The 11,784-nt window shown below is 69.5% G+C and carries 11 protein-coding genes; 8 read left to right on the top strand and 3 right to left on the bottom strand.

Annotated features, from left to right (window positions below):
* The first annotated feature begins 36 nt into the window (after window positions 1-36).
* From FWJ24_RS07150 to mazG, 8 genes are all read left to right on the top strand, one after another.
* On the top strand, window positions 37-1,362 hold the full coding sequence (locus tag FWJ24_RS07150; RefSeq protein ID WP_150287119.1) for a D-alanyl-D-alanine carboxypeptidase family protein: 1,326 nt from the start codon (window positions 37-39) through the stop codon (window positions 1,360-1,362).
* Entirely contained in the window at window positions 1,359-2,051 is a 693-nt protein-coding gene (tmk, locus tag FWJ24_RS07155) for a dTMP kinase (protein WP_150287120.1), read from the top strand. Before FWJ24_RS07150 ends, tmk begins: the two co-directional genes overlap by 4 nt.
* A complete protein-coding gene (locus FWJ24_RS07160) occupies window positions 2,048-3,118 on the top strand; it encodes a DNA polymerase III subunit delta' (protein ID WP_150287121.1) in 1,071 nt (356 codons plus the stop codon). Before tmk ends, FWJ24_RS07160 begins: the two co-directional genes overlap by 4 nt.
* Window positions 3,119-3,183: 65 nt before the next feature.
* On the top strand, window positions 3,184-4,737 hold the full coding sequence (metG, locus tag FWJ24_RS07165; protein WP_246155595.1) for a methionine--tRNA ligase: 1,554 nt from the start codon (window positions 3,184-3,186) through the stop codon (window positions 4,735-4,737).
* 11 nt (window positions 4,738-4,748) lie between these two features.
* Window positions 4,749-5,528 (top strand): TatD family hydrolase, encoded by a 780-nt coding sequence (locus tag FWJ24_RS07170; protein ID WP_150287317.1) that lies wholly within the window; start codon window positions 4,749-4,751, stop codon window positions 5,526-5,528.
* Window positions 5,529-5,535: 7 nt separating this feature from the next.
* A complete protein-coding gene (locus FWJ24_RS07175) occupies window positions 5,536-6,369 on the top strand; it encodes an MBL fold metallo-hydrolase (protein WP_150287123.1) in 834 nt (277 codons plus the stop codon).
* Window positions 6,370-6,518: 149 nt separating this feature from the next.
* On the top strand, window positions 6,519-7,670 hold the full coding sequence (locus FWJ24_RS07180; protein ID WP_150287124.1) for an iron-containing alcohol dehydrogenase: 1,152 nt from the start codon (window positions 6,519-6,521) through the stop codon (window positions 7,668-7,670).
* A gap of 10 nt (window positions 7,671-7,680) precedes the next feature.
* Window positions 7,681-8,544 carry a nucleoside triphosphate pyrophosphohydrolase gene (gene mazG / locus FWJ24_RS07185; protein ID WP_150287125.1) on the top strand — a complete coding sequence of 288 codons (864 nt, stop codon included), beginning with the start codon at window positions 7,681-7,683 and terminating at the stop codon, window positions 8,542-8,544.
* 47 nt (window positions 8,545-8,591) lie between these two features.
* Here mazG and hflX read toward each other — a convergent pair whose 3' ends face one another.
* The 3 genes from hflX to ntrX all read right to left on the bottom strand — a co-directional run bounded on the left by hflX (window position 8,592) and on the right by ntrX (window position 11,783).
* A complete protein-coding gene (hflX, locus tag FWJ24_RS07190) occupies window positions 8,592-10,019 on the bottom strand; it encodes a GTPase HflX (RefSeq protein ID WP_150287126.1) in 1,428 nt (475 codons plus the stop codon).
* Window positions 10,006-10,248 carry an RNA chaperone Hfq gene (hfq, locus tag FWJ24_RS07195; RefSeq protein WP_150287127.1) on the bottom strand — a complete coding sequence of 81 codons (243 nt, stop codon included), beginning with the start codon at window positions 10,246-10,248 and terminating at the stop codon, window positions 10,006-10,008. The genes hflX and hfq overlap by 14 nt, the downstream gene beginning before the upstream one ends.
* A 170-nt stretch (window positions 10,249-10,418) precedes the next feature.
* Entirely contained in the window at window positions 10,419-11,783 is a 1,365-nt protein-coding gene (gene ntrX / locus FWJ24_RS07200; protein WP_150287128.1) for a nitrogen assimilation response regulator NtrX, read from the bottom strand.
* Between the last annotated feature and the right edge of the window lies 1 nt (window position 11,784).

The raw sequence follows: 11,784 nt of genomic DNA on the forward strand, positions 1-11,784 counted from the left end.
GGCCGGCGCTCCGTCAAATAGGCGCGGGAGGCCGGTTTGCACGCACGATTCCGACGTTTCACGCTGCCCTTCGTGATCCTCGCCGTTCTGGCGGGCGGCATCGCCGCGCCGTTCCGCCCCGGCGCCGCGCCCCATGCCCAAGAACGCGGTGGCCCGGAACGCGGGGGCGAGAAGGGCGCGCCGTTCGAGACCAGCGCGAAACAGGCCTTCCTCTACGATCTCTCGACCCGCACGATCCTGTTCGCGCGCAATGCCGAGCAGAGGATCGCGCCGGCCTCGCTCGCCAAGCTGATGACGGCGACGCTCGTCTTCCGCGAATTGAAGGCCGGACGGCTGACGCTCGAGAGCGAGATGGTGGTCTCGGTCGATGCCTGGCGGCGCGGCGGCGCGGTGTCCGGCAATCCCAACATGCTGCTGACGCCGAACAAGATCGTGAAGGTCGGCGAACTGCTGACCGGCCTCCTCGTTGCCGGCGCCAATGACGCGGCGCTGACGCTCGCCGAGAATATCGCCGGGCGGGAGGCACGCTTCGCCGAGATGATGACCGGCCATGCCCGCGAACTGGGGCTCGATACCCTGCATTTCCGCAACGCGACCGGATTCGCCGCCGAGGGGCAGGTCGCGACCCTGCGCGATCTGGTGCGGCTCGCCGCGCATGTCATCGAGGCCTATCCGGAATATTACCCGCTCTTCGGCCAGCGCGACATGCCGCTCGGGCGCAACCGCCAGACGAACCGCAATCCGCTGCTCGCCATGGAGATCGGCGCCGATGGCCTGATGACCGGCTTCCTGCCGGAGACGGGGCAGGCGCTGATCGGTTCGGCGGTGCAGGAGGGGCGGCGGCTGATCCTGGGGGTGGCGGGGCTCGAAACCGTGCAGGAGCGGGCGCTCGAATCGCGCAAGCTGATCGAATGGGGCTTTCGGCGGTTCGAAATCCGCACGCTGTTCGCCCCCGGCGCGCAGGTCGGCGCGATCGGGGTCTATGGCGGCGCCGCCGGCGAGGTGCCGCTCGTCACCCCGCGCGAGATCCGCCTGCCGCTGCTGCGCGGCGCGCCGGAAACGACCGTGCTGCGGCTGGCCTGGCGCGGGCCGGTTCCGGCGCCGGTGGAAGCCGGTGCGCGCCTTGCCCGGCTTGAGATCCTCGTCGACGGCAGGGTGATCCAGGAGGCGCCGCTCGAGGCCGGCAGCGCGGTTCCGCAAGGCGGGCTGCTCCAGCGCGCGCGCGACGCGGCGATCGAAGCGACGCGGCAGGGGCTCGCCGGCTCCCTCTCCTGGCTGCTCGTGAAGCTCGGCCTCCGCTCCCGCCCCGCCGATCCCGGCGCGGACCGCCCGCCGGCCGCAGAGGCGGGGAAACGCCCATGAGCGGCGCGGGGGAGGCATATCCGGGAGAGAGCAGGGCAGCACTTCGCGACGGCGGCGGCCTGTTCGTCACGTTCGAGGGCGGCGAGGGCGCGGGAAAATCGACCCAGATCCGGCATCTCGCCCAGGCCCTGGCCGAAGCGGGGCATCGGGTGACTCTGACGCGCGAACCCGGCGGCACCCCGCTCGCGGAGGCGATCCGCGCCCTGCTGCTCGGCCCGGACAATGCGGCCGGCGATCCATGGACCCAGTTGCTGCTGTTCGCGGCGGCGCGGCGCGAGAATATCCGCGCCGTCATCGCCCCGGCGCTGGCGCGCGGCGAGATCGTGCTCTGCGACCGGTTCGCGGATTCGACCCGCGCCTATCAGGGCGGGCGCCTGCCGGATGCCGCGATCGAAACCGCGATCGCGCTCGCCACCGGCGGGCTGGCGCCCGATCTCACCATCCTGCTCGACCTGCCGCCCGAGGCCGGGCTCGCCCGCGCGCAGGCGCGCCGGCGGGGGGCGGCCGGCGATCCGTTCGAGGCGGCGGACCTTGCCTTCCACGCGGCGGTCCGCAGCCGGTTCCTGGCGATCGCGGCGCGCGAGCCAGATCGCGTGCTGGTGTTCGACGGCACGGAGCCGGAAGCGGATCTCGCCGCGCGCATCGGCGCGGCGCTCGCGACGCGGCTCGCCGCCGCCGCGCCGGCATGACCGCGCTGCGCTTCCTGCCGCCGCCCGCCGAGGCAGCGCCCGAGATCGACCGGATGCCCGGCCGGCCGCATCCGCGCGAAATGCTGTCGCTGATCGGCCAGGCGGCCGCGGAACGCGCCTTTCTCGATCTCGCCGCTGGCGGGCGCCTGCATCACGCGCTGCTGCTGACGGGGCCGGAAGGCATCGGCAAGGCGACCCTTGCCTATCGCATCGCGCGCTTCCTGCTCGGCGGCGCTGGCGGGCAGGGCGGCACCGCCACGCTCGACATGCCGGAAGGCGCGCGCGTCACCCAGCTCGTCGCCGGAAACGCCCATCCCGATCTGGCGGTGCTGCGGCGCCGGCATGATCCCAAGACCCGCCGCTTCCGCACCGAGATCGGCGTCGAGGAAACCCGCGAGGCGCTGGCGCTGTTCTCGAAGACGGCGGCCCATGGCGGCTGGCGCATCGTGATCGTCGATTGCGCCGACGATCTCAACGCCGCCAGCGCCAATGCGCTGCTCAAGACGCTGGAGGAGCCGCCGGAGCGGGCGCTGTTCCTGATCGTCGCCCATCAGCCGCGGCGGCTGCTGCCGACCATCCGCTCGCGCTGCCGTGTGATCCCGCTCGCGCCGCTCGGGGTGGCGGATCTGGCGCGGATCGTCGCCGGCCTCACCGGTGCGGCGCCGGACCCGGCACGGCTCGCCGGCGCGCGCGGTTCGGTCCGGCGTGCGCTGCGGCTCGCCGACCCGGCCATCGCCGCCCGCATCGAGGCGATCCACCACGCCTTCGCCGCGCTGCCGGAGCGCCGCCAGGCCGAGATCGGCCGGGTCGCGGAGGCGCTGCGGGCGGGCGCCGAGGGCGAGGAGCCGTTCCTCGATCTCGCCGACGAGACCGAGACCTGGCTCGCCGAGCTGCTCGCGCGGGCGGTCGCGGCCGGGGACAGGCCGGGCGCGGCGGCGATCGGCGATTTCTGGGCGGCGTTCGGGGAGAACCGCGACCGGGTCGAAGCGTTCAATCTCGACCGGCGCGCCTTCGCGATCACGCTGTTCGAGGATGCCGCGGCGCTGGTTTCCGGCCTTGCACGCTGATAAAGACGGGAATGCCGGCGCTTCCCTCCGGCGATTCCCCAGGACGTGCGAAAGAGCCTTCCGCCGTGACCGACCGCTTCTTCATCTCGACCGCGATCTCCTACCCCAACGGCAAGCCGCATCTCGGCCATGCCTATGAACTCATGGCGGCGGACGCGATCGCGCGGTTCATGCGGCTCGACGGGCACGACGTGTTCTTCCTGACCGGAACCGACGAGCACGGCCTCAAGATGATCCAGACCGCCGAGCGCGAGGGCGTGGCGGTGCAGGCGCTGGCCGACCGCAATTCCGAGGCGTTCCGCGCCATGGGCCGGGCGCTCGGCGCCACCAACGACGATTTCATCCGCACCACCGAGCCGCGCCATTACGCCGCGAGCCAGGCGATCTGGCGCCGGATGGCCGCGAACGGCGACATCTATCTCTCGACCTACAAGGGCTGGTATTCGGTCCGGGACGAAGCCTTCTTCGACGAGGAGGAGCTGACGCAGGGAGAGGGCGGCAAACGCCTCGCCCCCACCGGCGCGCCGGTGGAATGGGTCGAGGAGGAAAGCTATTTCTTCCGCCTCTCGGCTTATCAGCAGAAGCTGCTCGACCTCTACGCCGCCCATCCCGACTTCATCGGCCCCGAGACGCGGCGCAACGAGGTGATAAGCTTCGTGAGCCGCGGGTTGCATGATCTCTCGATCAGCCGCAACACCTTCACCTGGGGCGTGCCGGTGCCGGATGATCCCCGGCATGTGATGTATGTCTGGGTGGATGCGCTGACGAATTACATCACCGCCTGCGGCTTTCCGGACGAGGCGGCGGCACGCTGGCCCTATTGGCCGGCGGGGCTGCATCTCGTCGGCAAGGACATCGTGCGCTTCCACGCGGTGATCTGGCCGGCGATCCTGATGTCGGCCGGGCTGCCGGTGCCGCGCCGCGTCTTCGCGCATGGCTTCCTGTTCAATCGCGGCGAGAAGATGTCGAAATCGCTCGGCAACGTGCTCGACCCGCTCGCCATGGCCGAGCATTACGGGCAGGACGCCTTCCGCTATTTCTTCCTGCGCGAGATCCCGTTCGGGCAGGACGGCAGCTATTCGCACGAGGCGATCGTCGCGCGGCTCAACGCCGATCTCGCCAATGATCTCGGCAATCTCGCGCAACGCTCGCTCTCCATGGTCGCCAAGAATTGCGCGGGCCGGGTGCCGGCGAAGGGGCCGTTTTCCGCCGAGGACGAAGCCCTGCTCGCCGCCGCCTACGCGCTGCCGGGCGAGGCAAGGGCGGCGATGGGCGATTTCGCGCTGCATGCGATCCTCGCCGCGACCTGGAAGCTGGTGGCGGACACCAACCGCTATTTCGCGGCCCAGGCGCCCTGGGCGCTGCGCAAGACCGATCCGGCGCGGATGGAGACGGTGCTCTGGGTGACCGCGGAGGTGCTGCGGGTGATCGGCCTCCTCACGCAGCCCTTCATGCCGCTCGCGGCGGGGAAGCTGCTCGACCTGCTCGCCGTTCCGGCCGGGGCGCGGCTCTTCGCGCATGCCGCCGCGGTATTCGCAATCGCACCCGGCACCGTGCTGCCGGAGCCGAGCGCGCTCTTCCCGCGCTATGTCGAGGACCGGGAAGGAGAGGGGGCGTGAGCGCCCTCCCGATCCTTACCGACACGCATTGCCACCTCGATTTCCCGGATTTCGCCGAGGAGATCGAGGCGGTAGTGGCGCGAGCGGAAGCGGCGGGCGTGCGGCGGATGATCACCATCGCGACGCGGGTCCGCAAGATCGCGACCTATCGCGCGCTCGCCGAGCGCTTTCCCAATGTCTGGTTCTCGGTCGGCACGCATCCGCACAACGCGGCGGAGGAGCCGGATGTGACCCTCGCCGATCTCCTCGCCGCCGCCGAACATCCGAAATGCGTGGCGATCGGGGAAGGGGGGCTCGATTACCATTACGACAAGGCCCCGCGCGACCTGCAGGCCGCCTCGTTCCGGCTCCAGATCGCCGCGGCACGGGCAACCGGCCTGCCGCTGGTGATCCATGCCCGCGCCGCCGATGCCGACATGATCGCCATCCTCGAAGCGGAAATGGCGCGCGGTGCCTTCACGGCGGTGCTGCATTGCTTCTCCTCGGGGGCGGAACTCGCGCGGCGGGGCCTTGCGCTCGGGCTCTACCTGTCCTTTTCCGGCATTCTGACCTTCCGGAATTCGGAGGATATCCGCGCCATCGCCCGCGCGGCGCCGGAGGACCGGATCCTCGTCGAGACCGACGCACCCTATCTCGCGCCGGTCCCGCATCGCGGCCGGCGCAACGAGCCCGCCTTCACCGCCGAGACCGCCCGCGTGCTCGCCGAGACGCGCGGCACCAGCCTCGCGGCGCTCGCACCAGCGCTTGAAGCCAACACGGCGCGGCTCTTCCGTCGCCTGCCGCCTGTGTGAGGCCACCATGGCGCGGATGCTCGTCACGATCCTCGGCTGCGGCTCCTCGGGCGGCGTGCCGCGCGTCGCGCAGGGCTGGGGCAAATGCGATCCCGCCGAGCCGCGCAACCGCCGGCGGCGCTGTTCGATCCTGATCGAGCGCCATGACGGCGGCGGCACAACCCGCATCCTGGTCGATACCTCGCCGGATCTGCGCGAGCAGCTCATCGATGCCGGCGTGCGGGCGCTCGACGCCGTGGTCTTCACCCATGAGCATGCCGACCACACGCACGGGATCGACGATCTGCGGCCGCTGGTGCTCGCCATGCGCCGGCGCATCCCGATCCATGCCGACGAGCGGACGCTGGCCTTGCTCCATGCCCGTTTCGGCTATTGTTTCGCGACGCCCGCCGGTTCCGATTACCCGCCGATCCTGACCGATCACCTGATCGCGGCGGGCACGGATTTCACGATCGACGGCGCCGGCGGGCCTGTCCGGCTCCAGCCGTTCCGACTCGAACACGGCAATATCGACGCGCTGGGGTTCCGGATCGGCGGCTTCGCTTATGCGCCGGATGTCTCGGCGATCCCCGCCGAGAGCCTCGCCGCCGTCTCCGGCCTTGATTGCTGGGTTCTCGACGCCTTGCGCGACACGCCGCATCCGACGCATTTCAGCCTTGGCGAAGCGCTGGGCTGGATCGCGCGGATGCGACCGGCGCGCGCGGTTCTGACCAATCTCCACACCGATCTCGATTACGGCCGCCTCGTGCGCGAGTTGCCCAAGGGGATCGAACCTGCCTACGATGGGTTGCAGATCGCCTGGGACGATTCAGTTTCTGAGGAAACGAGCACAAGCGCATGAACCGGAACGTGAAACGACCCCGAATCATGGCAGGAGGCACGAGCCGGCCCTGCATGATTCAGTTCCATAATATGTCTTATGCGAATCGCGGTATTGGGCTTTCGCGCCTGTCCGCGACCGCCTGTCCTCGGGCCTGACGGAAGCCGGCGATGTTCACCTTCCACACCCCTCCCGCGATCGTCGCCGGCATCGGCGCCACGCGCGAAATCGCGGGCCATGTCCGGCCGATCCTCGGCGACCGGATCCTGCTCGTCACCGACAAGGGGCTGCGCCGCCTCGGCCTCGTCGACCCGATCCTGCGCAATCTCGCGATGAACGGCATCGCGGTCGCGATCTTCGACGATGTCGCGCCGGACCCGCCGGAGGAAAACGCGCTGGTCGGCGTGCAGATCGCCAAGCGCCACCGCGCCACCGGCGTGCTGGCGCTGGGCGGCGGCTCGCCGATGGACGTCGCCAAGATCATCGCGCTGATCAGCCGCTCCAACGAGCCGCTTTCCGCGATCTATGGCGTCAATGCCGCCAAGGGGCCGCGCATGCCGCTCGTCGCGGTGCCGACCACGGCCGGCACCGGCTCGGAGGCGACGCCGATCGCGATCCTCACCACCGGCACCGCGGAGAAGAAGGGGGTGGTGAGCCCCCTCCTCCTGCCGGATATGGCGATCCTCGACGCCGAGCTGACTTTGGGCCTGCCGAAGGCGATCACCGCTGCCACCGGCATCGACGCCATGGTCCACGCCATCGAGGCCTATTCCTCCGGCTCGGCCAACAACAACCCGATCTCCCGCACGCTGGCGCGCGAGGCGCTGCGGCTGCTCGGCGCCAATATCCGGGAGGCCGCGACCAACGGCGGCAACCGCGAGGCGCGCGCCGCCATGCTGCTCGGCTCGCTGCTCGCCGGCCAGGCTTTCGCGAATTCGCCCGTGGCGGCCGTGCATGCCCTCGCCTACCCGATCGGCGGGCATTTTCATGTGCCGCACGGGCTGTCGAACGCGCTCGTGCTGCCGCATGTGCTGCGCTTCAACATGCCGGAGGCCGGCGGGCTCTATGCCGAGATCGCCGGCGATGCCTTTCCCGATCTCGCCGGCTTGCCGGCGGAGAAGCGTGGTGAGGCCTTCGTTCTGGCGCTCGAAGCCCTGGCGCAGGCGCTGGAGGTGCCGCGCCGGCTGCGCGATGTCGGCATCCCCCAGGAGGCGCTGCCGGTGCTGGTGCGCGATGCCATGAAGCAGACGCGCCTGCTGATCAACAATCCCCGCCCGCTCACCGAAAACGACGCCGCCACGATCTACGCGGCCGCCTGGTGAGGCCTCGCCGATGCCCGCCGCACCTCCCACCCCATCGCGCGAGATCGCCGACCTGCTGGCGCTGATGGCGGCGCTGCGCGACCCCGAGACCGGATGCCCCTGGGATGTAGCCCAGGATTTCGCCTCCATCGCCCCCTACACGATCGAGGAAGCGCATGAGGTGGCAGATGCCATCCGGCGCGGCGATCTTGTCGATCTGCGCGACGAACTCGGCGATCTGCTGCTCCAGGTGGTGTTCCATGCCCGGATGGCCGAGGAGGCCGGGCATTTCGCGTTCCCCGATATCGTCGAGGCGATCACGGCGAAGCTGATCCGCCGCCATCCGCATGTCTTCGGCCCCGCAGGCGCCGATCGGGCCCGCAATCCCGGCCTCGTCAAGGAATTGTGGGAGGCGATCAAAGCCGAGGAACGCGCGGAGAAGGCGCGCGCGCGCGCCGCTGCGGGGATGCCGGAACCGGCGCGGAGCCTGCTCGACGGCCTTCCGCCCACCCTCCCCGCCCTTGCCCGCGCCGTGAAGCTCCAGGAGAAGGCCGGCGCGGTCGGCTTCGACTGGAAAGACCCGCATGCGGTGCTCGCCAAGCTCCGCGAGGAAATCGACGAGACCGCCGCGGCGCTGGCGGCCGGAAACAGGGCGGAGATCGCCGAGGAGATCGGCGACATGCTGTTCGTGATCGCCAATCTCGCGCGCCATGCCGGGATCGACCCCGATTCGGCGCTGGAAGGCACGAATGCCAAGTTCCGCCGCCGCTTCGCCCATGTCGAGGCGCGGCTCGCCGCCGAGGGTCGGACCCCGGCGGACGCCTCGCTTGCCGAAATGGATGCCTATTGGAACGAGGCCCGCGCCCGCGACAAGACGGACGGTGCCCGGGGCTGATAGAGCGGCCGCAGCATGCCCCGGCTTGAGATCAGGCAGGCTTGAGATCAGGCAGGCTTGGCGTCGGGGACAGGCTTGGCGTCGGGGAAGCGCCGGCGGATGCGCCCCGCCTCCCCCTCGCCCGCCCGCAGGGTGAGCGAGACCCGACCCGTGCGACCGGTGCGGCGCGAGAGCACTTCGGCATGATCGTAGAGCCAGGCAAGGCCGGCGCCGTCGGCGGCATCGAGGGTCAGCCGCAGCACGGCGCGGCCCTCGGCGAGCTTCGCCTCGATGGCCGCAAGCAGCATCGGCATCCCCGCCCCGGTCAACGCCGAGACGAGGATCGGCCCGCCCTGCGCATCACGCCCCTGCCCGCGCGCCAGCGTGAGCCGCGCAAGCCGCGCCGCCTCCTCCGCGGAGAGCAGGTCGGCCTTGTTCCACACCTCGATGATCCGCTTCGCCGCGGCGCCGGCAATGCCGAGATCGCCGAGCACCTGGCGCACGTCGAGATCCTGCGCCTCGGTGTCGGGATTGGCGATGTCCCGGACATGCAGGATGATCTCGGCCGAGACCACGTCCTCCAATGTCGCGCGGAAGGCTGCAACGAGCTCGATCGGCAGATCGGAGATGAAACCCACGGTGTCGGACAGCACGACCCGGAGGCCATGCGGGAGCGCGATCGCGCGGGTCGTGGGGTCGAGCGTGGCGAAGAGCATGTCCTTCGCGAGCACCTCAGCCGAGGTCAGGCGATTGAAAAGACTTGATTTTCCGGCATTGGTATAGCCGACCAGCGCAATTGTCGGATACGGCACCTTGTCCCGGCTCGCCCGGTGCAGGGCCCGCGTGCGCCTGACATCCTCGAGATCGCGCTCGATCCGGCTGATCCGCTCCTGGATGAGGCGGCGGTCGGTCTCGATCTGTGTTTCACCCGGCCCGCCGAGAAAGCCGAAACCGCCGCGCTGGCGTTCAAGATGGGTCCATGAGCGGACGAGCCGCGATTTCTGGTAGGCGAGATGCGCAAGTTCCACCTGGAGCCGCCCCTCGCGTGTCGAGGCGCGGCGGCCGAAGATCTCGAGGATCAGCCCCGTCCGGTCGATCACCTTGGCCTTGAACGCCTGTTCGAGATTGCGCTGCTGGACCGGCGAGAGCGCGCAATCCATCACGACGAGCGCGATCTCGTCGGCCTCGATCCGCGCCGCGATCTCCTCGACCTTGCCCCGGCCGAGGAAGGTGGCCGGCCGCGGCTCGCGGATCGGAACGATCACCGCATCGACGATCGCAAGGTCGATCGCGGCCGTCAGCCCCGCCGCCTCGTCGAGCCGCGACTCCGGCCGGCGCAGGTGAAGCCCCTCCCCGGCCGCGCTGCGGGCGGCGGGATAGGGGCCGACGACCAGCGTCCGCGTGTCGAGCGCGATCGCCTTTTCCGGCTCGAAACCGGGCGGCTTCGCGCGGCCCTTGCGGGGCCCGCCCGGTTCGGCCCCGTCATTCCTCGTCATTCGGCCCCGGCAGATGGATCGGCGCCGCGGGCATGATCGTCGAGATCGCGTGCTTGTAGACAAGCTGCGAAATGCCATCGCGCTTGAGAAGGACGCAGAAATTGTCGAACCAGGTAACGACACCTTGCAGTTTCACGCCGTTGACCAGGAAGATCGTGACGGAAATCTTGTTCTTTCTGACGTGGTTGAGGAAGTTGTCCTGAAGGGAGGGGCCCCGTTCCGTCGCCATTTGTCGTCACCTGTCTTTGTGCTGGCTGGTCATGATTGGCTTGCTCGGCGCAGTCCGGTTTCCGCCCGGCCGGAATCCCGCGCAGTTTAGTCGCGAAACCGCTTCGGGCAAGCCGGGAGGCTCCCGATTGCTGCGCCGCAGCAAAGCATGTTCATACTGCATGAATGACCTCAGATTCCAAGTGACTTCAACTTTCTGTGCAAGGCTGACCGTTCCATGCCGACAAATTCGGCCGTGCGCGAGATGTTGCCGCCAAAACGGTTGATCTGCGCGACGAGATATTCCCGCTCGAACACCTCGCGCGCCTCGCGCAGCGCCATGGAGAGCAGGCGCTCGCCGCCGGCGCCGTTCGGCGTCGCGGGCGCCGAAGAGCCGACATCCTGCGGCAGCATCTCCGCCGTCACGTCCTGACCGGGATCGCCGGTGGCGAGAATCATCAATCGCTCGATATTGTTGCGAAGCTGGCGGACATTGCCCGGCCAGTCATGCGTTTGCAGGATGGCCATGGCATCCATGGCGATGCGCCGCTTCGGCAAACCCGAAGCGATGGCGATCTGTTGCATGAAATGCTCGATCAGCGCCGGGATATCCTCGCGCCGCTCCGCGAGCGCCGGTACGCGGAGCGGCACCACGCCAAGCCGATGGTAGAGATCCTCGCGGAACCTGCCGGCGGCGATTTCCTGCTGGAGGTCACGGCTGGTCGAGGAAATGATCCGCACATCGACATGCACCCGGGTCGAGCCCTCGACGCGCTGGAAATTCTGATCGACGAGCACGCGCAGGATCTTCGATTGCGTCTCGCGCGGCATGTCGGCGATCTCGTCGATGAAAAGCGTGCCGCCATGCGCCTCCTCGAGCGCGCCGATGCGCCGCGCCCGGCCCTTGCCGGCCTCGACGCCGAACAGCGCCTCCTCCATCCGCTCGGGCGTGATCGCCGCGGCGTTGATGACGACGAACGGCCCGCCGGACCGGCCGGAAAGCTGGTGGATCGTCCGCGCGGTCAGTTCCTTGCCCGAGCCGGGCGGGCCGGCGATCAGCACGCGGGCATTGGTCGGCGCGACGCGCTCGACCTGCTGGCGGAGCTGGCTCATGACCGTGGAGGTGCCGACCAGCCCGTCCGGCTCGCCCGAGCGCGTGCGCAGATCGCGGATCTCACGTTTCATCGCCGAGGCTTCGAGCGCGCGCTGCGCGACGAGCACCAGCCGATCGGCCTTGAACGGCTTCTCGATGAAATCGTAGGCGCCCTTCTTGATCGCCGAGACGGCGGTTTCGATATTGCCGTGGCCGGAGATCATGACGACCGGGATCTCCGGATGCAGCTCCTTGATCGCCTCGAGCAATTGCAGCCCGTCGAGCCGCGAGCCCTGGATCCAGATATCGAGGAAGATCAGGTTGGGGCGCCGCGCCTCGATCGCCACCAGCGCCTCGTCGGAATGGCGCGCGGTGCGGGTGCGGTAGCCTTCGTCGTCGAGAATGCCGGCGACAAGATCGCGGATATCGGCCTCGTCATCGACGATCAGGATGTCACTCGCCATG

Origin of the sequence: Rhabdaerophilum calidifontis, from assembly GCF_008641065.1 — a bacterium.
In the GTDB taxonomy this organism is placed as follows: Bacteria; Pseudomonadota; Alphaproteobacteria; order Rhizobiales; family Beijerinckiaceae; genus Rhabdaerophilum; species Rhabdaerophilum calidifontis.